We start from the raw sequence: 21,552 nt of genomic DNA, 5'->3' as shown, positions 1-21,552 counted from the left end.
GCCGCCGCGCCGGCGCCTTCCAGCAGCGAAAGGCCGATCAACGCGAGCAACCGTCCGCGGATCCTGACCCACGCCTCGCCGATCGTGATCGGGGACCCGACGGCCCCCCGCCCGGCTACGGCCCGCCACCGGGGTATAGCGCCCCGCCGGGCTACGGGTTCCCGGCCGGTTACGGTCCGCCACCATTCGCCCCGGGCGCCGTCAAGCCCGGCATCATCCCGTTGCGGCCATTGGGCCTCAGCGAGATCTTCAATGGTGCGGTCGGCTACATCCGCGCCAATCCGAAGGCGACGATCGGGCTGACCGCCGGGGTAGTGCTGGTCATGCAGATCATCAGCTACGTCGCGACGCTGGGCCCATTGGCCGCCGCCAGCCGGCTGAAAACCTCCCCGGCCGCCGAGCTGTCCTGGGCCGACGCGGCCGGCTGGATGCTCGGTATCGGTGGCAGTGTCCTGGTCAGCTGGCTGGGCGGCATCCTGCTGTCCGGAATGCTCACCGTCGTCGTCGGGCGGGCGGTGTTCGGGTCCCCGATCACGATCGGCGAGGCGTGGGTCAGGATCCGCGGACGGTTGCTCGCGTTGATCGGCCTTTCGCTGCTGGAAGGCGCCGGCGCGGTGGCCATCATCGGGCTGACGGCGGTCATCATCGCCGGCGCCGCCGCGGTCGGCCATGCGGCGCTGGCCGTCCTGGTGGCCTTCCCGCTGGTCCTCATCGTGATCGCGCTGCTGGCCTACCTGTACATCGCGCTGTTGTTCGCTCCCGTGCTGATCGTGCTGGAAAGGCTGCCCGTCTTCGAGGCCATCGCCAGATCCTTTGCGCTGGTGCGCAACGGCTTCTGGCGGGTGCTGGGTATCTGGCTGCTGACGACTCTGGTGACCAACGTCGTCGCGGGTGCGGTGGGGATGCCGTTCAGCATCGCCGGGCAGATAATGGTGTCCATGGCCGGAGGATCGTCACTCGGCATGCTTATCCTCGGCACTACCATCACGTCCATCGGCACGGCGTTGGGCCAGATTCTCACTTCTCCGTTCAGCGCCGGGGTCGTGGTGCTGCTTTACACCGACCGCCGAATCCGCGCAGAAGCGTTCGACCTGGTGTTGCAGACCGGCGCCGCCGGCGGACCCTCCGCGGGGGAGTCCACCGATCACCTCTGGCTGACCAGGCCCGTTTGAGGACCTACTGACAGTGCCTTCCATCGACATCGACCGTGATGGCGCACACCAGCTCGCCCAGCACGAGCTGAACAAGCCGATCTATTCCCAGGCCGCGATCAGCCAGAAATTGGACGACTGGATCAACGAATTCCTCTACCGGCTGTTGGAGAAGACCTCGCACATACCGGGCGGATGGTTCACTGCCACCGTGCTGCTCATTCTGCTGGCGGTTGCGGTGGTGGTCGCCATCCGCATCGCACGCAACACGCTGCGCACCAGACGCGACGGGGACTCCCAGCTTTTCGAAACCGCGCAACTTACCGCGGCCCAACACCGTGCGACTGCGGAAAGCTATGCAGCGGAAGGGAATTGGGCCGCAGCCATCCGCCACCGGCTGCGCGCTGTGGCCCGCGAGCTGGAGGAGACCGGTGTGCTCAACCCGACTCCGGGGCGGACCGCCAACGAACTGGCCCGAGACGCCGGCGTCGCGCTACCTCGCTTGGCAGACGAATTGTCCCAGTCGGCAACGGCATTCAACGACGTGACCTACGGTGATCGCCCCGGTACCCAGGCCGCCTACCAGATGATCGCCGACCTCGACGACCATTTGCGGTCGCGATCGGCCGGTGCGCAGGCAACGGGCATGCAAGCCGTCCCCGCTGACTCATGGGCACAGGTCCGGTGACGGCGGCCGCGCCCGCTGAGCAGGGTACGGCGGCGCGCCGCTGGCGGTCATGGCGTTGGGCGGTGCTCATGCTGGTGTTGTTTGCGGCGGTGGCGGCGATCGGCGCTTACCTGACGGCACCGCGGCCGGGCGGCCGGATGGATGCCGGGGCGACCGGTCCCCACGGTGCCCATGCCCTGGTGACGTTGCTGCGCGACGGCGGCGTGGAGGTCGTCGTCGCCGGTAGCGTCGCCGACGTGGAAAGGTCGGCACGCCGCGACACGTTGATCCTGATTGCGCAGAGCCAATACTTGACCGACCGAACCATACTGGACCGCTTGGAACGGGTGCCCGGCGATCTGCTACTGGTGGAACCGACCTCACGAACTCGTGAGGCACTGGCACCGGGCCTGCGCATAGCAAGCGGCGGCCCATTCAACCGGGAGCCGAATTGCTCTCTGCGCGAGGCAGTTCGAGCGGGACCAGTCCGGTTCGGGCCGAGTGTCAGCTACGGCTTCAAGGACGGCCGCGAGGCGACCAGCTGTTACAACGGCGCGTTGATCCGCTATCGCGACGGCGGGCGCACCGTCACGGTGGTCGGCAGTTCGGACTTCATGACGAACGGGAGTCTGCTGCAGGAGGGTAACGCCGCGCTGGCAATGAACCTCGCCGGCGACCGGCCCCGTCTCATCTGGTACTCACCCGACCACGCCGAAGGCGAAAAGCCCTCCGCCACATCGTTTTCCGATGTAATTCCAGACAACGTGAACTGGATGGCCTGGCAACTGTGCCTGGTCGTACTGCTGGTCGCGTTGTGGAAGGGCCGCCGGATCGGCCCGCTGGTTGCCGAGGAGCTGCCCGTCGTGGTGCGGGCATCGGAGACCGTGGAAGGCCGCGGCCGGCTGTACCGGTCGAGGCGGGCTCGCGATCGCGCCGCGGACGCGTTGCGCACCGCGACCTTGCAGCGATTGTTGCCCCGACTCGGATTGGGCACCAACGCTCCCCCGCCCGCCGTGGTGACGGCCGTCGCCGCGCGCAGCGGGGCCGACACGAATTTCGTTTTCTACCACCTGTTCGGCCCGGTTCCGGCCACCGACAGCGACCTGTTACAACTTGCCCGAGTGCTCGACGACATCGAAAGGCAGGTCACGCACCAGTGACACAACCCTCTCCTGCGCCGCAAGCCCCGGCCCAGACGCCGATCGCCGAGTCGGCGCGTGAGGCACTGCTTGCCCTCCGTACCGAGATCGCCAAGGCCGTCGTCGGACAGGAGGGGGTGGTCAGCGGTCTGGTGATCGCCCTGCTGTGTCGGGGTCACGTGTTGCTGGAAGGTGTTCCGGGAGTGGCCAAGACGCTGCTGGTCCGCTCGCTGTCCGCCGCCCTGCAACTGGAATTCAAGCGGGTGCAGTTCACCCCCGACCTGATGCCCGGAGATGTCACCGGTTCGCTCGTCTACGACACCCGCACCGCCGCTTTCACCTTCCGGCCCGGCCCGGTGTTCACCAATCTTCTGCTGGCCGACGAGATCAACCGCACCCCGCCCAAGACGCAGGCCGCGCTGCTGGAGGCGATGGAGGAGCGTCAAGTCAGCGTGGACGGCGAGCCCAGGCCCCTGCCCGACCCGTTTATCGTCGCCGCGACCCAGAATCCCATCGAATACGAGGGCACCTATCAATTGCCCGAAGCACAGCTCGACCGTTTCCTGCTCAAGCTGAATGTGACTCTGCCGCCTCGCGATTCCGAGATCGCCATTCTCGGGCGGCACGCACACGGCTTCGACCCGCGCGACCTGTCCGACATCAAACCGGTCGCCGGGCCGGCGGAGTTGGCAGCCGGACGCGAGGCGGTGCGCCAGGTGCTGATCGCCGACGAAGTGCTGGGCTACATCGTCGACATCGTCGGAGCCACCCGCTCTTCCCCCGCACTGCAGCTCGGTGTGTCACCACGTGGGGCAACCGCGCTACTCGGCACCGCGCGGTCCTGGGCATGGTTGTCCGGTCGCAACTACGTCACTCCCGACGACGTCAAGGCCATGGCCCGCCCGACGCTGCGGCACCGGGTGATGCTGCGTCCGGAAGCCGAGCTGGAAGGCGCCACACCCGACGGCGTGCTCGAGGGAATATTGGCGTCGGTTCCGGTGCCCCGCTAGTGATCCTCACCGGGCGCACCGGGTTGGCGGCACTGATATGTGTCCTGCCGATCACGCTTTCGCCTTGGCCGGCAAAGGCTTTCGAGGCTCTACTGGTAGCGCTGGCGACACTGGTGGCCATCGATGTCGGATTGGCGGCCAGCCCCCGCAGATTGCGGTATACCCGCTCGCCGGACAGTTCGGTCCGGCTGGCCCAGCCGGTGACTGCGGGGCTGCTGATTCACAACGACGGCCGGCGCCGGTTCCGCGGTCAGATCCGCGATGCCTGGCCGCCCAGTGCCTGCGCGCAGCCACGCACCCACACCGTCGTCGTTGCCGCCGGGCAGCGCGAGCATGTCGAGACCGGGCTGCGGCCGGTCCGTCGTGGCGACCAGCGTGCGGCCGCGGTCACCGCCCGCTCGATCGGTCCGCTCGGGTTGGCGGGGCGGCAGGCTTCGCAGCGGGTGGCCGGGCAGATTCGCGTGCTGCCGCCGTTCCTGTCTCGTAAGCATCTGCCGTCGCGGCTTGCCAAGCTGCAGCAGATCGAGGGCCTACTCCCCACGCTGATCCGCGGACAGGGCACCGAATTCGACTCGCTGCGCGAATATGTCGTCGGCGACGACGTCCGCTCAATCGACTGGCGGGCAACCGCGCGCCGCGCAGACGTCATGGTCCGCACCTGGCGGCCGGAGCGCGACCGGAGGGTCGTCCTGGTCCTGGATACCGGCCGGATGGCCGCCGGTCGAGTCGGTGTCGACCCCACCGCCGCCGATCCTGCCGGGTGGCCGCGGCTGGACTGGTCGATGGATGCCGCGCTGCTGCTGGCCGCGCTCGCGTCGCGGGCCGGCGACAACGTCGACTTCCTGGCCCACGACCGGGTGACCCGGGCCGCCGTGTTCGGCGCATCGCGAACCGAACTGTTGGCCCAGCTGGTCAACGCGATGGCCCCGCTGCAACCGACGCTTGTCGAGTCCGATTGGCGCGCAATGGTAGCCGCAATTTCTCGGCGTACCCGGCGACGGTCGCTGGTGGTGTTGCTGACCGACCTGAACGCGACCGCCCTCGACGAGGGACTGCTGCCGGTGCTGCCGCAGTTGTCGGCCAAGCACCACGTGCTGGTCGCCGCCGTCGCCGACCCACGCGTCGACGAAATGGCCGCCGGGCGTTCGGATCCGGCCGCGGTGTACGACGCGGCTGCGGCCGAACGGTCCCGCAACGATCGTCGTGCGATCGCATCGCGACTGCGCCGAAGTGGAGTGGAAGTCGTCGACGCACCGCCTTCCGAGATCGCGCCCGCTCTTGCCGATCGCTATTTGGCGATGAAAGCAACCGGGCGGCTTTAGAATTCGTAGTCTCGGGCTTTAGTGTGAATCCTGGGCTTTGGGCATGAAACCGCAGGTTCACACTCGGCCGGGGTTCAGCGAGTGGGAACCACGTCCGGCGCGTCATCGATATCGCCGGTTTCACGCGCCTTAACCGCGCGGCGCCCGAAGTACACGACGTACGACAAGAACGCCACCTCGGCTATGACTCCGATGCCCACCCGGACGAAGGTCGGGAGCGGCGACGGCGTCACCAAGGCTTCGATCAAGCCGGAGACCAACAACACACCCACCAATCCGATCGCGACCGACACCACGCCGCGGCCCTGTTCGGCAAGCACTTGGCCGCGCGGGCGGTCACCCGGCGATATCACCGACCAGCCCAGCCGCATCCCGACCGCTCCGGCCAAGAACACCGCGGTCAACTCGAGTAGTCCGTGCGGGGCGAGCAGGCCAAGCAGGAGACCCCCTTTGCCGTTCTGAAACATCAGCCCGGCGATGACGCCCAGGTTGGCCGCGTTTTCGAACAGCGCGAGCGGAATCGGCAGGCCCAGCACCACCGAGAAGGCGATGCACTTGGCGGCCACCCAGGAATTGTTCACCCATACTTGCAGCGCGAACGCCGCGGCGGGGTGCTCGCTGTAGTACGACTCGACGTCGTGGTTCACCAATTGATCGATGTCCCTTGGTGTTCCGACGACGGCCTGCACTTCCGGATTGCCCGCCACCCAGAACGCGATTATTACGGCGACGACGAAGAACGCCACCGCCGTCGCCAGCCACCATCGCCAGGCCCGGTAGGCCACAACGGGGAACGACACCGTCCAGAACCGGACGAACGTACGGCTCAGCGGGGCGTGGGCGCCGGTCACCGCGGCGCGGGCGCGAGCGACCAGGCTGGAAAGCCGGCCGACAAGCAGCGAATCGGACGAGGCCGACCGCAGCATCGACAGATGCGTGGACACCCGCTGGTAGAGCTCGACGAGTTCGTCGATTTCGGCACCCGTCAGCGACCGGCGCCTCTTGATCAACTGGTCGAGCCGGTCCCAGGTACCGCGATGGGTCAGCACGAATGCGTCGACATCCACGCTGCGCAGCTTAGCTTTGCCGGCCGCCGCCGGCCCATGGCGATCGCGCGCAGCCTGTACCGTTCGGTGTTATGTCCGAGGTGGTGACCGGCGACGCCGTAGTACTGGACGTGCAGATCGCCCAGTTGCCGGTGCGGGTGCTCAGCGCGGTGATCGACCTGACGCTGATGTTCGTGGGCTGGGTGCTGGGCATGATGCTGTGGGCAGTCACCCTGCGAGAGTTCGACGAGGCGCTGACGACCGCCATATTGATCATTTTCACGGTGCTGGTGATAGTCGGGTATCCAGTCGCGATCGAGACCGCGACGCGTGGCCGCTCGGTAGGCAAGATGGCGATGGGTCTGCGGGTGGTGTCCGACGACGGCGGCCCGGAACGCTTCCGGCAGGCGCTGTTTCGAGCGTTGGCGTCGGTGGTGGAGATCTGGACCCTGTTCGGCAGCCCCGCCGTGATCTGCAGCTTGTTGTCGCCGAAGGCCAAACGCATCGGCGACATCTTCGCGGGCACCGTCGTCGTCAGTGAACGCGGGCCCCGGTTGGGTCCGCCGCCGGCCATGCCTCCATCACTGGCATGGTGGGCGTCGTCGCTGCAGCTTTCCGGCCTGACCGCGGGCCAGGCCGAGGTTGCCCGCCAATTCCTTTCCCGGGCAGCACAACTCGATCCAAGGCTGCGTGATCAGATGGCCTATCGGATCGCCAGTGACGTGATTTCCCACATCGCGCCGCCACCTCCACCCGGTGCGCCACCCCAGCTGGTGCTTGCGGCCGTCCTCGCTGAACGACACCGGCGCGAGTTAGCTCGGCTGCAACCGGCCCCGGGCGCCGGGCCGTGGCCGCCGTCAGGCCCGGTGGGGCCGCCCATGGCGCCCCACGCGCCGACAGGATGGCAGCAGCCGATGCCGTGGCCGCAGCCTGAGCCGCAACAGACACCGAGTAGCGACGGATTCTCACCGCCGCACTGATTGCCGGCGCTATTGGGCGACGGTTATTGCCATGACGATGACGTCGGCGATCAGCAGTGCCCAGCCCAGAAGTGGAACGACGATGCCGCCTTTGCGCTTCGCGGTGAAGAACGAGACGACGATCACCACGAAAGCCACCACCGGCGCACCGTAGAAGGCGACACCGAAGTCGATCCCACCACGGCCCAGGTTGGGACAAGAGCGTTCGCTACAGGCATCGGTACTCATGACGGCGCCGAGCGCGAACAGCATCACGATCGCGGCACCCGGGACCGTGCAGATCGCCAGTCCCCAGTTCACCCACGACCAAACCCGCCCGTTTCGGCGGCTTTCACCCTGCACCGGTTGACTCATGTTTCGCGCTGGATGGTCGAACGTCTGATGGGCATTTTCAACGTTCATCGTTCAGGAGCTACCCGTTACATCGGGATGCAAACGGGCCAGACCCCGCGGCTACCAGCGCCGTTGCATCCCGTTAGATCCCGATATATCGTGATATACCGAGGCGCGCAGACGCCGCCTCTTCCCAGACAAAAGGATTTGGACACATGAACACTCCATTCACTCCTCCGGGCGGACCATTCGCTGCCCGGCCCGGCGTCGGATTCGGCTTCGGACCTGGCGCCAGGCGGCAGGCCCGACGCGAATTCTTCGAGCATCTCCGCGAAAATGCCGGCCCCCACGACGGACCACTGGGTTTCGGCCCGGGTTTCGGGCCCGGCTTCGGGCCGGGTTTTGGATTCGGCTTCGGCGGCCCGCGGGGCGGCTGGCGCCGCGGTGGCCGTGGGCGCGGACGTCGCGGCGACGTGCGGGCGGCCATCCTCGTGTTGCTGGCCGAGCGCCCGATGCACGGCTACGAAATGATCCAGCAGATCGCCGAGCGCAGCAACGGGATCTGGAAGCCAAGCCCGGGCTCGGTTTATCCGACGCTGCAGCTGCTGGACGACGAAGGGCTGATTGCCACCAGCGAAACCGACGGCAGCAAGAAGCTTTTCGAGCTGACCGACGACGGCCGGGCGGCGGCTGAGAAGGTCGAGACCCCGCCGTGGGAGGAGATCGCCGAAGGCGCAGACCCGGGTCACGTCAATTTACGGGCATCCATGGGTCAGCTGTTCGGTGCCGTCGCGCAGTCCGCGCACACCGCCACCGCCGAGCAACAGCAGCGCATCGTCGAGATCCTCAACAATGCGCGACGCGAGATCTACGGCATCCTCGGCGAGGACTGAGCCGTCGGCTCCGCGAGCGCGCGCAAATTGCCGGCCAAACCGGCCTGATCGTGTGCATTTGCGCGCGCTCGCGGCTCCAGAAATCAGGACACGTCCACCCAATCCAGGGTGCGCTGCACCGCTTTACGCCAGCCGGCATACCCTGCGGCGCGCTGGTCGTCGTCCCACGCCGGCGTCCAGCGCTTGTCCTCCTGCCAATTCGACCGCAGGTCCGACGGGTCGGCCCAGAACCCGACGGCCAAGCCAGCAGCGTAGGCAGCACCCAGCGCCGTGGTCTCGGCGACTACCGGGCGCACTACGTCCACACCCAGCACGTCGGCCTGAATCTGCATGCACAGGTCGTTGGTTGTGATGCCGCCGTCAACCTTCAGCACCTCGAGACGAACACCGGAATCGGCTTCCATTGCGTCCACCACATCACGGCTCTGGTAGCAGATTGCCTCCAGCGTCGCGCGCGCCAGATGCGCGTTGGTGTTGAATCGCGACAGCCCCACGATCGCGCCGCGGGCATCGGATCGCCAGTAGGGCGCGAACAAACCGGAGAAGGCCGGCACGAAGTACACGCCGCCGTTGTCGTCGACCTGACGAGCAAGCGCCTCGCTCTGCGAGGCGCCGCTAATGATCCCCAACTGATCGCGTAGCCATTGCACCGCCGAGCCGGTCACGGCGATCGAGCCCTCGAGCGCGTAAACCGGTTTGGCGTCCCCGAACTGATAGCACACGGTGGTCAGCAGGCCATTGCTCGACCGAACGATCGTCTCGCCGGTGTTCAGCAGCAGGAAATTGCCAGTCCCATAGGTGTTTTTGGCTTCGCCTTCCGCCAGACACACCTGACCGACCATCGCCGCATGCTGGTCGCCGAGGACTCCGGTGATCGGTACCTCGGCACCGACAGGTCCGGTATCCAGCGTGACGCCATACGGCTGTCGCGGTGAGGACGGCTCAATCGCCGGCAGCATCGCCCTGGGGATGGAAAAGAAGGACAACAACTCGTCGTCCCAGTCCAAAGTCTCCAGGTTCATCAGCATGGTGCGGCTGGCGTTGGTCACATCGGTGACGTGTACGCCGCCCCGCGAACCCCCGGTCAGGTTCCACAACAGCCAGGTATCCGGGGTGCCGAACAGGGCGTCGCCGCGTTCGGCGTCGGCCCGCACGCCGTCGACGTTGTCCAGGATCCATTGCAACTTCCCGCCGGAAAAGTAGGTCGCCGGCGGCAGGCCCGCCTTGCGCCGGATCACGTCGCCGCGGCCATCGCGGTCCAGCGCCGAGGCGATACGGTCCGTGCGGGTGTCCTGCCAGACGATCGCGTTGTAATAGGGCCTACCGGTGCGCTTGTTCCACACCAAAGTCGTCTCGCGTTGGTTCGTGATCCCCAGCGCGGCAATGTCTTTCGCGGAAAGGTTAGCCGTGTTCAACACCGACATCAGGACTGAGGCAGTGCGTTCCCAGATTTCGACCGGATTGTGCTCCACCCAGCCGGCTCGCGGCAGGATCTGCTCGTGCTCGAGTTGGTGACGGGCCACCTCGCCACCGCCGCGATCAAAGAGCATGCAGCGCGTGCTGGTGGTGCCCTGGTCGATGGCGGCTATGAAATCGGGAAACCCTGCCACCTCAGCGCTCCTCCGCTGTGAGATCGGACACTTCATCCAATCGTCCATGATGGTCCATATGCCGACTGAATCAGCCATCGACGACATGCCCCGCGGCGGACCCGACGCGTCGTGGCTGGACCGCGAGCTGCAAACCGACCGCCTGGAATACCTCGACCGTGACGACGCCGCCGGCAAGAAGCGCGCGGTGGTCCGATCGCTGGACCGGATGGGACGGGTTTTCGGGCTGCACGAGAGATTCGCCCGGGTCGCGTTCGACGAAATCCGTGACGTGCCCGATGCCAAGGTGCTGGAACTGGGCTCGGCCCACGGCGGGCTGTCGCGCAGGTTGCTGGAACTACATCCCAGCGCCCACATCACAGTGACTGACGTCGAACCGGGGTCGGTGGCCGCCATAGCGGCGGGTGAGCTGGGCGATCACCCGTGCGTCACGGCCCGGCACGCCGACCCGGCGATACACGTCGAGCTGCGCGGCGGCGGTCTGCTCAACAGCCCCATCCATCCACGCCCGCAGATCGTCGTGGCCACGCGCCGGTTGCGCAGGGGCCGGTAACCCTGTTGCATCGGCTTCGGGAGAATTTGTGGGCGAAGAAGTAAAGCGCACCACGTATGACCACGCACAGCGGCGGGAATACCGCCGCAAGGTGCAGCTGTGCCTGGACGTCTTCGAGACGATGCTGGCCCGGGCCAGATTCGACGCGGACCGCCCGCTCACGGGCATGGAGATCGAATGCAACCTCGTCGACTCCGACTACCAGCCCGCCATGTCGAACCGGGACGTGCTGAAGGCCATCGCCGACCCGGCCTATCAAAACGAATTGGGCGCCTACAACATCGAATTCAACGTGCCGCCGCGCCCGCTGCGCGGACACGCCGCATTGGACCTGGAAGCAGAAGTGCGGGCCAGCCTGAACGATGCGGAGACTCGGGGTAGCGCCCGTGGAGCGCACATTGTGATGATCGGCATCCTGCCCACCCTGATGCCGGAGCATCTGAACGAGGGCTGGATGAGCGAGTCGACGCGGTATACGGCGCTCAACGATTCCATCTTCTCCGCCCGCGGCGAAGACATCCCGATCAACATCGCCGGCCCGGAGCCGCTGAGCTGGCAGGCCGCGTCAATTGCGCCTGAATCCGCTTGCACCAGTATGCAATTGCATTTGCAGCTGGCTCCGGCGGATTTCACTGCCCACTGGAACGCGGCGCAGGTGCTGGCCGCGCCGCAGCTGGCACTGGGTGCGAACTCGCCCTACTTCTTCGGCCACCAACTGTGGGCGGAAACCCGCATCGAGCTGTTCGCGCAGTCCACCGACACCCGGCCCGAGGAGCTCAAGATTCAGGGCGTCCGCCCGCGAGTGTGGTTCGGGGAACGCTGGATCGACTCGGTCGTAGACCTTTTCAAGGAGAACATCCGCTACTTCCCGTCCCTGCTGCCCGAAGTGTCCGACGAAGACCCGGCCGCCGAGTTGGCCGCCGGGCGCGTCCCACAGCTGTCCGAATTGCGGCTGCACAACGGCACGGTCTACCGGTGGAACCGACCGGTCTACGCCGTTGTCGGCGGGCGTCCACACCTGCGGCTGGAAAATCGGGTGCTGCCCGCCGGACCCACCGTCATTGACATGCTGGCGAATTCGTCGTTCTACTACGGCGCACTGCACAGCCTGGCCGCGGCGGACCAACCGCTGTGGTCGGCAATGAATTTCGCTGCGGCGCAAGCTAATTTCCTGCATACCGCTCAGCACGGCATGGATTCCCGGCTGCACTGGCCGAGTCTGGGCGAGGTGACGCCGGCTCGGCTGGTGCTGGACACGTTGCTGCCGATGGCCGATGACGGACTGCGGGCGTTGGGGGTCGACGCGCAGGTGCGCGACCGCTTTCTCGGCGTTATCGAGGGCCGCGCCCAGACCGGCCGCAACGGCGCGCACTGGCAGGTGTCCACCGTCCGGGCCTTGCAAGACGGCGGCATGACCCGGCCGCAGGCACTGGCCGAAATGCTGCGACGGTACTGCGAGCACATGCACGCCAACGAGCCCGTGCACACCTGGGACACGTAGCCTCGCGTAGTTTGGGAACCATGGCCGACGAGGTGATGGACTGGGAGAGCACTTACCGGGGGGAGGGCCAGTTCGAGGGGCCGCCACCGTGGAATATCGGTGAGCCGCAACCAGAGTTGGCCGCGCTGATCGCCGCCGGAAAAGTCCGCAGCGACGTGCTGGACGCCGGTTGCGGATTTGCCGAACTGTCGTTGGCGCTGGCCGCCGACGGCTACACGGTGGTGGGCATCGATATCACGCCCACCGCTATCGCGGCGGCCACCACAGCCGCCCGGGAACGCGGGTTGACCGCCGCCAGCTTCGAGCAGGCCGACATCACCAACTTCACCGGCTATGACGGTCGCTTCTCCACAGTGATCGACAGCACGCTGTATCACTCGCTGCCGGTGGAGGGGTTGGACGGCTACCTGAGCTCGGTGCACCGTGCGGCGGCCCCGGGCGCCAGCTTCTACGTGCTGGTGTTCGCCAAGGGCGCCTTCCCCGCGGAGATGAACCCGAAGCCCAATGAGGTCGACGAGGACGAACTGCGCGCCAAGGTGAGCCAGTACTGGGAGATCGACGACATCCGGCCGGCCTTCATCCATGCCAATATCCCGGCGATCCCGCCGGACGCGCCGGCGCCGCCGTTCGAGTTTCCGCAGCACGACCGCGACGAGAAGGGCCGGATGAAGCTTCCCGGGTATCTGGTAAGCGCCCATAAAGCGGAGTGACGACAACGGATTTCGTCGAGATCGACGCCAGCGCGAACCTTTCTCGTACTTTCTCACGCCGACGTCGATCTCGGCGTCACCCCGCGGCTTGGCTAAGCGGTCGCCGCGGTCGCCGCAATCAGTGCTTCGGCAAAGGTCTCCAGGTCCTCGGCAGTGCTGTCGACGTGTGGCGAGATCCGCAGCACTGGCCCGGTCAGCTCCAGCGGCGCCCGCGCCACCGTGACAAGCGTGGTCAGGATCCGCCGTTCCTCGAGCAACCAAGCCCGCACGGCCGCAGGATCGACACCGTCGGCCGGGGCCAGCGTTGTGATCGCGCTCGGCTCTTCGACTTCTTCGACCACCGTCCAGTCGGGCACATCGGTTAGGGCGCCGCGGCTGATCGCGCCGAGCTCGGCCAGGCGGCCGCGCACCGACTCCGGCCCGTATGCCAGATATTCTCCGAGTGCGACCGAAAACCCAACGCGCGCAGCGATATTGGCCTCACCAAACTCCAGTTGCTGAGACACGCTGAACTGCGCCGCCCATTTCGGTGCCGTCAAGCGCGGCCGTAACCGCTCCATCAGGTCAGGGCGAACAGCCAGCACACCGACGCCGCGCGGCCCCGCGATCCACTTGCGCGACGACGCATAGGCGACGTCGGCACCCACCGCGCAATCCACCTGCCCCAGCGCCTGGGCCGCGTCGACGACCAACGGCAGACCCGACTCGCGGCATAGCTCCGCCACCATCGGCAGCGGCTGCACGACGCCGCTGTGGCTGCCAACGGCGGTGAGGTGGACCAGGTCGGGCCGATCCTCGTCCAGCGCCAAAGCCGCGTCGTCGAGCGCTAACCGGCCGTCGTCGAGAGTTGGCAGCAGCTGGCGCTCGAATCCGTGGACGTCCATCAGGGCCAGATTGGGACCGTATTCGCCGGGCAGACAAGCGATCTTCTTTCGGCCGCCCGGCCAGCTGCCCAACAGCAGATCCAGCGCGTTCAGCGAGCCGGTGGTGAACACCACGTCGGCGACGGGCAGGCCGATCAGCGCGGCGAATGCCGCACGTCCGGCGTCGAGCACGGGTTCGGCGGCTTCGGCCGCGACATAACCACCGACCTCAGCCTCGTAGCGCGCATGCCGGGCCGCAGCGTCGATGGCCGCCACGCTCTGGCGCGAGCAGGCCGCGCTATCCAGGTGCAGGCCGGCGGCGGGCGGACGCGCCGCGCGCCACCGATCGGCCAGCGGCTTGCTCACTTGTCGGGCTTGACAGCGAGGGACAGTCCGAAGTCGCCGGCGCCGTCGGTCCACCACCGGATGCGATGCAGTCCGGCCGCGGCCAATTCGGCATTCACGCCGTCCGGGCGGAACTTGCACGACACTTCGGTCAGCATCTCCTCGCCAGCGGCAAAGTCGACGGTCAAATCGAGTCCACCGACGCGCACCCGCTGGCGACGATCGGACCGCAACCACATCTCGATGCGTTCCTCGTCGGTGTTCCAGCGCGCGACGTGCTGATAGGCGTCGACGTCGAAGTCGGCGTCCAGCTCCCGGTTGATCACCGCGAGCACATTGCGGTTGAATTGTGCCGTCACGCCGGCGGCGTCGTCGTAAGCCCGCACCAACCGGTCGATGTCCTTGACCAGGTCGCTGCCCAGCAGTAGTCCGTCGCCAGGCCGCATCACCGCGGCCAGGGTCGCGAGGAACTCCGCCCGCGGCTCAGTTGTGAGGTTGCCGATCGTCGATCCCAAGAACACGAACAGCCGTCGTCCGCCGCCGGGGATTTCACTCAGGTGTTCTTCGAAATCTCCGCAGACAGCGTCGATTTCGACGTCTGGATATTCGCGTTGAATCGCCGCGGCGGTGGTCGACAACATGGTGGCGTCGACGTCGAAGGGCACAAACCTGCGCAGCGATCCGCGATCGCGCAGCGCATCCAGTAACAGCCGGGTCTTCTCCGACGTCCCCGCCCCTAGTTCGACCAGGGTGTCTGCCTGGCTGGCGGATGCGATCTCCACCGACCTGGCACGCAGGATCTCGGCCTCGGCACGGGTCGGGTAATACTCGGGCAGCCGGGTGATCTGATCGAACAGGTCACTGCCAACCGAGTCGTAGAACCACTTGGGCGGCAATGATTTCGGCGTCTTCTGCAGCCCCTCGGACACGTCGCGGCGCAACGCGTGATACGCCGCGTCGGCGGCGAGGTGATTGGACAGCGACGGCGTCATCCGGGTCCTTTCGCGGATTTTGCGGGAGCCAGGGGGGTCAGGGTGACACCGTTCGCTGTCACTTCGACCAGATGGCGGTCCGGCACGTCCTCCCATTCGGGATCGTCGTCGTAGGGCTCGCTGGCCAGCACCACGCCGTCATCGCGGCGCAGGATGGACAAGGTGTCCCCCCAAGCGGTGGCCAGCAACCGAGATCCGTTGGCGGCCAGCACATTGAGCCGCGCGATGGGATCGGCGGTCCCCAATTCCACGACGGTGTCGCCCAGGGCGTCCAGCCCCCGCTCGAATATGGTGGCCGCGAGCATGGCACTGTCGCATACTGATTCCGCCGACCGGCTGAGCGGAAGTAGACTGCGGTCGACAATCCCGTTGTGCGACAACAGCCATCGGCCGTCGGTGAACGGCGCTGTCGCGCTGACCTCGATCGGCATGCCGACGGTGGCCGAGCGCACCGCGGCCACTACGCAGTGGCTGCGCAGCCCAGGCGCGACCGAGTCGAACGACACGTCGCCCCACAACGGCGCCGCACTGCGCCAGCGCCGGGGTATCGCGCCGTCAAAGAACCCGACCCCCCAGCCGTCGGCGTTCAGCAGGCAGTGCTTTTGCCGGCGCGGCGCATACGACTGCACTCGAAGGCCGTACGGCGGGTCCAGCACTAGCGAGGAGACGGTGACGTCAGCGCCGAGCCAGCCGAGATGACGGCACATCAAACGTCCCACGCCAACCGGACGCCGGAAAAGATCTGACGCCGGTACGGGTGATCCCAGTTGCGGAAACTGGGCCGCAGGATGGCCGACTCCACCGCCCAGGATCCACCGCGCAGCACCCGGTAGTCGCCGTCGAAGAAGGGCTGCGAGTACCGCTGATACACCATCGGCACGAATCCGGGCCAGGGCCGAAGCGGCGAGCTCGTCCACTCCCAGACGTCGCCCAGCATCTGCTCCACCCCGTAAGCCGAAGCGCCGGCAGGGTAGGCGCCCACCGGGGCCGGACGCAGCGCGTCACCCCCGAGGTTGGCACGAACCTCCGACGGCGCCTCGTCACCCCACGGATACCGGCGCCTGCTGCTCGTGCCCGGATCCCATGCGCACGCTTTCTCCCATTCCACTTCGGTGGGCAGTCGGGCCCCGGCCCAGGCCGCGTAGGCCTCGGCCTCGAAGTAGCTGATGTGCTGCACCGGCTCGTCGGACGGAATTTCTTCGACGTAGCCGAACCGGGTGCGCATTCGCCCGTCGGCACCCCAGAACTGCGGCGCGGTCAGACCCGCCTTGAGGCGATGCTGCCAGCCGCGGTCCGACCACCAACGCGGCTCGGTGTAGCCGCCGTCGTCGATGAAGTGTTGCCATTCGCCATTGGTGACCGGGACCCGGCCGATCCGGAACGCGGGCACCTCGACGATGTGGGCGGGACGTTCGTTGTCCAATGAGTACGGTTCGCCGGCGGCATCGACGCCCAGTTCGAACGGGCCGCCGGGCACCAACACCGACGTCCCGGCGAGACGAGGCCGGCCCGCGGGCAAGCCGGCGGCGTCGGCCAGCAGCGGCGGCCCCGGGCGCAGGTTCAGTGCCTGCAGCATGGTCTCGTCGTGTTGGTTTTCGTGGCTGATCACCATCCCGAACGCGAACTCGCCGAGCGGGTCGTCCGGCAACGCGTCGAGGGCGTCCAGCGCGGCGGACCGCACGGTGCGGCAATAGGAGCGCGCGCGATCCGGAGACAACAGCGGCAGGTCGACCCGACTGGCCCGGGAGTGTTCGAAGGCGTCGTAGAGTTCCTCGACTGCCGGCGGCAGCATTCCCGGCCGGTTCGGGTCGCCGGCGCGCAGCAGCCACAGCTCCTCCTGCTGACCGATATGCGCCAGATCCCACACCAGTGGGCTCATCAGCGGATCGTATTGACGGCACAGTTCGGCATCGTCGAAATCGACCAGCCGCAGTGTGCGCGTGCGCGCCCGCTCCAGATCATCGGCAAGTCGTTGTCGGCATGACGATCGCAAGCGCGGCGCAGCCGGGCGCAGCGGGTCGGAATCATTAGCAGACGTCACACGTCCCCTTCGGTCAGCCGCGCGACGGTCGGGGCGATGCCGTGCTCGATCACCTGGTCGGAAAAGTCGTCGCCGGGGCAGCGTCCTTGTTCGACGTTGCGGACCAATCGCTCCATCGCGTCGGTGAGCTCCGGCGGCGCCTGCTCAGCTGCCACGGCCACGCACCGGTTGGCCGCTGCGTACAGGCGGCGATCACGCAGACCCAGCCGGGCGGCGTTGTCCCATGCGGTGGCCACCGGTTCGACGGCTTCGGCCGCGATGTCGGCGGCATCCGGATTGTCGAGCAGCGTGACCAGCGTGAACAGCAGCGCGGGCCAGAACTCGTCCGGCACGCTGTCGAGGTAGCGGATCTCCAGCCACTGGCGCGGGCGTACCGGCGGAAAGAGGGTGGTCAGGTGGTATTCCAGGTCCGCGACGGTCGGTCGGCGGTCGCCGAGCAACACCCGGCCGTCCGCCCAGTCGGTGAACGGCACGTAGTGGGTCACCGCGGTGGCGTCGGGGTTATTCACCAGCATCACCGGCGCCTTGAGCGCGTAGCGCGCCCAGTCGGTACCTGGGTCGACACCGCTGGCGCCCAGGATGGGCCCGCATCGCGCGGAGTCCATCTGACCCCACACTCGCTGCCGGGTGGACAGCCAGCCGGAGAACTCGCCGCCGAGCATCGGAGAGTTGGCGGCCACCGCGATCATCGTGGGCCCCAAGGCATGCGCCAGGCGCACCCGGGCCGGCCAGCCGGCCTGCGGCCCGGCGTCCAGGTTGACTTGGATCGACGCGGTCGAGGTCATCATCGCCGCGCCCGCCTCAGCCGAGTCGCTGGCGGCGAAGAACTCCTCCATGGCGCGGTAACGCGCGCCTGGGTTGATGCGGTGGGGCGGCCGCAGCGGGTCGGCGCCCAGAAAAACCAGCCCCAGCCCCGCGTCGGCAAAAGCTGACCGCAGCACGGCCTGATCGCGACGCATGTCGGCAATGGCCGGCACCACACCCTCGATAGGCGGCCCGGACAGTTCGACGGCGCCACCGGGCTCCACGGTGACCGCGCTGCCGCCCGGAAGCGTGGGCAGCGGCTCGAGTACCGCGGTGATTTCCTCCCAGCTCGGCCTGCGGTACGGGTCGGCGGGGTCGAAACAGTGTGCCTCCACCTCCAGACCGACCCGCCCCAGGGGCCCGTCGACCAGGCAGGTCTCTGCGATGTACTGCGCAGCGGTTGCGGAACCGGCCATCTCCGCTTCGCGCGAATCCGGCCGCTGCGAGGCCGCGGCGGTGACGGCGGCGAACGTCATATCCCGATCCCTCCGGGCCCGAGCATGTCCAAGCATGCCCTGTGGACCGTTAGTTGCGCAGCTACCGGAACGATAACCGCCACCACTTCATCTTCCAGATCGCACCGACATATTCCCGATCGGCCAAATACTCAACCAGAGCTACTGGCCCAACGCGTTCTGCATCGCCCCGGCCAAAACGTTGACCGCGGGACCGGCGTTGCCGGATTGGCAGACCTTGGCCTGCAGCAACACGTTTTCCCTTAGCCGGGTTTGAACGAAGCAGCGCCGGTCGGTGCCCGCTTCCTGCTTGGTCCAGTTCGCGTCGGTAGCGGTCGGCGGTCCGCCGTCGAACGACCACACCTGTGTGGTGCCGTTATCCAGGTGCATCGCGGTGGTCTGGCCCGAGCAGCCCGCGGTGCGGTCCGTGACCCGATGGAAGGCGCGGGCGGCCGCGTCGTTGCCGGCGAATACCCCGACGGCCTGCTTGGCGTAGTGCGTTTGGTCGTTGGCCGACGTCTGGGTGGTGGCCCCGTTGAAGGACGCCAGGTCAGGGTCGCCGTACACCTCGGGTAAGCCGATGTCGGCCCAGTTGTTGCAGACCGGGAGGTCGACCGAGTAGCCCTGGTAGGGCTCGGTGAACACCGCTTCCCATCCCATCGGTGCGCCGACGATGTTGCCGACGGATCCCCTGCCGAGCACCGCGTAGGACACCACGCCCGGATCCGACGGATGGGCGTGCGCGACGGGGACCGCTCCGCAGATGGCCACACCGAGGGGCACCATCGCGACGGCGGCTCGCACGGGCTAAACCTTGGCCGAAATCTCGACGTCGATGTTTCCCCGGGTGGCCTTGGAGTACGGGCACACCTGGTGGGCCTGCTCGACCAGGTCTTCGGCGGCGCTCTGTTCGAGGCCCGGCAGATAGCCGACGATCTTGCCGGTGAGGCCGAAACCGCCGTCGGAGTCCTTGCCGAACCCGACCTCTACGGTGACATTGGTGGCGTCGTCCAGCTTGACCTTCGCCCTGCCGGCCACCAGTCGCAGCGCACCCAGGAAGCAGGCGGCGTAACCCGCCGAGAAGAGCTGCTCGGGGTTGGTGCCCTCACCATTGCCGCCCATCGCCTTCGGCGGTCTGGTCTCCAGGTCGATGCGGCCGTCGTCCGACTTCACGTGGCCGTCGCGGCCGCCGCCGGTCGCGGTGGATGCGGTGGTGTAAACGACTTCAATTGTCATAGGTCTCGATCATGCCAGGCACGGCGGTCGCGCGTCAGCACCGGCTCCTTCGCGCCTTGCCGAGATCACCGATGATGTTGTGCGCCAACAGCTCCGGGGCCGCTACCGGCCGACTACGGACGCGGCGGCGTGCTGGAAGCGGACGGCGGAGCGGGCGCCGTCGGTGACTGAGCGGGCCCGCCCGGCCCACCGGGAGGGCCGCCTGGTGCCCCGGGGCTCATGCCGGGTTCGGCGGGTCCGCGGGGACCCCACTGCCAGGGGCCGCCACCCGGACCGGGCGGTCCCCAGTGCCCGTACATGCCGTGGTGATGGCGGTGATGGCAGTGGTGATGAGACCCGAAAACAACTGCGCCGGTGAAGAATACGGTTGACAGGATGAAGACGATGCCGGCAACTATCACCACCCATGCCGCGACGGTATAGAGCCGGGGCGGCTTTTCCCGCGGTGGCGGCGGCGGAGGAGCGGCGGCGACCGCAGTCGACGGGCTCGACGGTTCAGGTGTTTCGCTCATGCCTTGCAATACTGCCCGCCGAGGGCGAGCGCCGAAACGAGTTAGGTGAACGAGTTTTCTGTGAATTCAGCGGCCGGTACGAAATACACGCGGCCCGGCGCTCGTGTGAGCGCCGGGCTGCTGGTTGTGGGTTTGCGGGCGTCGGGGTCCCCTCGTGCCCCGTGAGCAAGGTGACTAGGGCGTCCGCGACGGGGAGACCGACGACGGAATCTGGCCGGGGCCCGGCGAGGGGGACACGGACGGAGCGCCGCCAGGCGTGCTCGCGCCGGGTCCACCCGCGCCACCTGGACCTTGCCGGTGGTGGTACATCATCCCGTGGTGCTTGTGGTGACCGTGGTGGTAACCGCCGTGGCCGGCGTGCCGTCCGAGGCTGTAGCCGGTGAAGAAAATGACCGCGACGATGAACACGATCCCGGCGACGATGGCGACCCACGCCGCACCCAAAAAGACTCTGGGGGTTCTGCGGACGGGTTCTTCTGCGACTGGAGTGGGTGCGGTAGCGGTTCGCGCCCGCACGGTGGGGGTTTCAGGTGTTTCGCTCATGAGACGCATGATGCCTGGGTTAACAGTAGTGACGGCTATGCGCTGCTTATGTAGGAGCTGTGAGCTGAAACCTGTCGCTAACTGCCGTCACCTGGCATTACCGTCGCCCAGTACCGGCTCAGACCTGCCGGGGCACCCTGAGGTGAGCAAGGGCCAGCTCGAACTCGCCGACGTCATCCTGGTCGAGGTCGAGATCGCGAAGCATTGCCGTCTGCAACGCGCCGGTCGCGTCAGCGCTTCGTTCCATCGTTTCCGCGCTGTCAAACGTCACCGACGCCACCGCCCGCGCGGCGGTGGGGTCTGTCATCAGGCTGGCACTGCAGAAGCCGTCGAAACCTTCGATAGCCGGCAGCATCTGCCGCCGGTAAAAGTCGATGGCGCCGTCGAACAGCTCCGGTCGCGCTTTGAGCCAGGCGGCACGCACGCAGGCACCAGCACCTTTGCTGTCGTCGCGGCGCACGACCGCGATCTGCCACAGGTTGTCGATCGGCGAGCCGCCCAGAATGTCGGCGGCTCGCTTGTTCTCCGGCAGCACCTGTTCGGCGCTCGCATGCATCGCCTCTTTTGTCTGCCACGAGTTGGTCAATATGCATCTCCCCGACCCACGGTCGACCAACACGGACATGCCGAGACAACCATCGATGCCCTGGAGGATGGGCCAAGTGACATCGCGGAAATGCGCAATCCCAGCGTCGATCAACGATGGCTGCGCCTGGATGGTGGTAGAGCGCGCGTACACGGTCAACCCGTCTGAAGTCGGGGCGGCACCCTGGGCGGCGCCACCGGTACCGGATACCTTCCTCCTACCGATTTGTCCTGGCAATAGCCGCTGACTATTCGCGGGTT

At 67.2% G+C, this 21,552-nt stretch carries 23 protein-coding genes; 10 read left to right on the top strand and 13 right to left on the bottom strand.

From position 1 onward, the window contains the following. From A9W99_RS26775 to A9W99_RS06335, 5 genes are all read left to right on the top strand, one after another. A partial coding sequence (locus A9W99_RS26775; protein ID WP_067374937.1) for a hypothetical protein occupies window positions 1-1,172 on the top strand: 1,172 nt, incomplete at its 5' end. A gap of 13 nt (window positions 1,173-1,185) precedes the next feature. Continuing rightward, window positions 1,186-1,839: a DUF4129 domain-containing protein gene (locus tag A9W99_RS06350; RefSeq protein ID WP_067374935.1), complete on the top strand. Its 654-nt coding sequence runs from the start codon at window positions 1,186-1,188 to the stop codon at window positions 1,837-1,839. Continuing rightward, window positions 1,821-2,978 (top strand): DUF4350 domain-containing protein, encoded by a 1,158-nt coding sequence (locus A9W99_RS06345; RefSeq protein WP_067374932.1) that lies wholly within the window; start codon window positions 1,821-1,823, stop codon window positions 2,976-2,978. The genes A9W99_RS06350 and A9W99_RS06345 overlap by 19 nt, the downstream gene beginning before the upstream one ends. Then, a complete protein-coding gene (locus A9W99_RS06340) occupies window positions 2,975-3,967 on the top strand; it encodes a MoxR family ATPase (RefSeq protein ID WP_067374929.1) in 993 nt (330 codons plus the stop codon). Before A9W99_RS06345 ends, A9W99_RS06340 begins: the two co-directional genes overlap by 4 nt. After that, window positions 3,967-5,289: a DUF58 domain-containing protein gene (locus tag A9W99_RS06335; protein ID WP_067374927.1), complete on the top strand. Its 1,323-nt coding sequence runs from the start codon at window positions 3,967-3,969 to the stop codon at window positions 5,287-5,289. The genes A9W99_RS06340 and A9W99_RS06335 overlap by 1 nt, the downstream gene beginning before the upstream one ends. A 74-nt stretch (window positions 5,290-5,363) precedes the next feature. Here the strand turns inward: A9W99_RS06335 and A9W99_RS06330 are convergent, their stop codons facing one another. After that, window positions 5,364-6,356: a stage II sporulation protein M gene (locus A9W99_RS06330; RefSeq protein WP_067374925.1), complete on the bottom strand. Its 993-nt coding sequence runs from the start codon at window positions 6,354-6,356 to the stop codon at window positions 5,364-5,366. Between the two features lie 71 nt (window positions 6,357-6,427). Here A9W99_RS06330 and A9W99_RS06325 point away from each other — a divergent pair, with 71 nt between their 5' ends. Next, a complete protein-coding gene (locus A9W99_RS06325; protein WP_067374923.1) occupies window positions 6,428-7,315 on the top strand; it encodes an RDD family protein in 888 nt (295 codons plus the stop codon). 9 nt (window positions 7,316-7,324) lie between these two features. Here A9W99_RS06325 and A9W99_RS06320 read toward each other — a convergent pair whose 3' ends face one another. Beyond that, window positions 7,325-7,669, bottom strand: coding sequence for a hypothetical protein (locus A9W99_RS06320; RefSeq protein ID WP_067374963.1), 345 nt, complete (start codon window positions 7,667-7,669; stop codon window positions 7,325-7,327). Window positions 7,670-7,863: 194 nt separating this feature from the next. Between A9W99_RS06320 and A9W99_RS06315 the strand changes: the two genes are divergently transcribed. Then, window positions 7,864-8,541 (top strand): PadR family transcriptional regulator, encoded by a 678-nt coding sequence (locus A9W99_RS06315; RefSeq protein WP_067374921.1) that lies wholly within the window; start codon window positions 7,864-7,866, stop codon window positions 8,539-8,541. An 83-nt stretch (window positions 8,542-8,624) separates the two neighbouring features. On the opposite strand, the gene glpK is transcribed toward A9W99_RS06315, so the two are convergent. Beyond that, complete coding sequence (gene glpK / locus A9W99_RS06310) at window positions 8,625-10,187, bottom strand: glycerol kinase GlpK (protein ID WP_172828817.1); 1,563 nt, start codon at window positions 10,185-10,187, stop codon at window positions 8,625-8,627. 22 nt (window positions 10,188-10,209) lie between these two features. On the opposite strand from glpK, the gene A9W99_RS06305 reads away from it, so the two are divergent. The 3 genes from A9W99_RS06305 to A9W99_RS06295 are packed head-to-tail and all read left to right on the top strand — an operon-like array spanning window position 10,210 to window position 12,915. Next, window positions 10,210-10,704 (top strand): class I SAM-dependent methyltransferase, encoded by a 495-nt coding sequence (locus tag A9W99_RS06305; RefSeq protein ID WP_216639711.1) that lies wholly within the window; start codon window positions 10,210-10,212, stop codon window positions 10,702-10,704. A gap of 28 nt (window positions 10,705-10,732) precedes the next feature. Further along, window positions 10,733-12,205: a glutamate--cysteine ligase gene (locus tag A9W99_RS06300; RefSeq protein ID WP_067374917.1), complete on the top strand. Its 1,473-nt coding sequence runs from the start codon at window positions 10,733-10,735 to the stop codon at window positions 12,203-12,205. 20 nt (window positions 12,206-12,225) lie between these two features. After that, the gene (locus A9W99_RS06295; RefSeq protein ID WP_067374915.1) at window positions 12,226-12,915 is read left to right on the top strand and encodes a class I SAM-dependent methyltransferase; all 690 of its coding nucleotides are present in this window, start codon (window positions 12,226-12,228) and stop codon (window positions 12,913-12,915) included. Window positions 12,916-13,007: 92 nt separating this feature from the next. Here A9W99_RS06295 and egtE read toward each other — a convergent pair whose 3' ends face one another. The 10 genes from egtE to A9W99_RS06250 all read right to left on the bottom strand — a co-directional run bounded on the left by egtE (window position 13,008) and on the right by A9W99_RS06250 (window position 21,445). Further along, window positions 13,008-14,144, bottom strand: a complete 1,137-nt coding sequence (egtE, locus tag A9W99_RS06290) for an ergothioneine biosynthesis PLP-dependent enzyme EgtE (RefSeq protein WP_067374913.1) — start codon at window positions 14,142-14,144, stop codon at window positions 13,008-13,010. After that, a complete protein-coding gene (egtD, locus tag A9W99_RS06285) occupies window positions 14,141-15,115 on the bottom strand; it encodes an L-histidine N(alpha)-methyltransferase (protein ID WP_067374911.1) in 975 nt (324 codons plus the stop codon). The genes egtE and egtD overlap by 4 nt, the downstream gene beginning before the upstream one ends. Continuing rightward, window positions 15,112-15,822: an ergothioneine biosynthesis protein EgtC gene (gene egtC / locus A9W99_RS06280; protein WP_067374909.1), complete on the bottom strand. Its 711-nt coding sequence runs from the start codon at window positions 15,820-15,822 to the stop codon at window positions 15,112-15,114. Before egtC ends, egtD begins: the two co-directional genes overlap by 4 nt. Beyond that, a complete protein-coding gene (gene egtB, locus A9W99_RS06275) occupies window positions 15,822-17,108 on the bottom strand; it encodes an ergothioneine biosynthesis protein EgtB (protein WP_067374959.1) in 1,287 nt (428 codons plus the stop codon). Before egtB ends, egtC begins: the two co-directional genes overlap by 1 nt. Before the next feature lie 44 nt (window positions 17,109-17,152). Further along, the gene (egtA, locus tag A9W99_RS06270; protein WP_067374907.1) at window positions 17,153-18,436 is read right to left on the bottom strand and encodes an ergothioneine biosynthesis glutamate--cysteine ligase EgtA; all 1,284 of its coding nucleotides are present in this window, start codon (window positions 18,434-18,436) and stop codon (window positions 17,153-17,155) included. A gap of 141 nt (window positions 18,437-18,577) precedes the next feature. After that, window positions 18,578-19,219, bottom strand: coding sequence for a sensor domain-containing protein (locus A9W99_RS06265; protein ID WP_156622974.1), 642 nt, complete (start codon window positions 19,217-19,219; stop codon window positions 18,578-18,580). Window positions 19,220-19,222: 3 nt separating this feature from the next. Beyond that, window positions 19,223-19,651 (bottom strand): organic hydroperoxide resistance protein, encoded by a 429-nt coding sequence (locus tag A9W99_RS06260; protein WP_067374905.1) that lies wholly within the window; start codon window positions 19,649-19,651, stop codon window positions 19,223-19,225. 113 nt (window positions 19,652-19,764) lie between these two features. After that, window positions 19,765-20,163, bottom strand: a complete 399-nt coding sequence (locus A9W99_RS25865) for a hypothetical protein (protein WP_082929862.1) — start codon at window positions 20,161-20,163, stop codon at window positions 19,765-19,767. Between the two features lie 174 nt (window positions 20,164-20,337). Further along, window positions 20,338-20,715 (bottom strand): hypothetical protein, encoded by a 378-nt coding sequence (locus A9W99_RS06255; RefSeq protein ID WP_082929861.1) that lies wholly within the window; start codon window positions 20,713-20,715, stop codon window positions 20,338-20,340. A 109-nt stretch (window positions 20,716-20,824) separates the two neighbouring features. Beyond that, window positions 20,825-21,445, bottom strand: a complete 621-nt coding sequence (locus A9W99_RS06250; protein ID WP_067374901.1) for a hypothetical protein — start codon at window positions 21,443-21,445, stop codon at window positions 20,825-20,827. Window positions 21,446-21,552 lie beyond the last annotated feature (107 nt).

It is taken from the genome of Mycobacterium sp. 1164966.3 (genome assembly GCF_001665395.1).
Classification (GTDB): Bacteria; Actinomycetota; Actinomycetes; order Mycobacteriales; family Mycobacteriaceae; genus Mycobacterium.
Note: the sequence above shows the minus strand (reverse complement) of the source record. Positions and strands in the feature narration are given on the sequence as shown.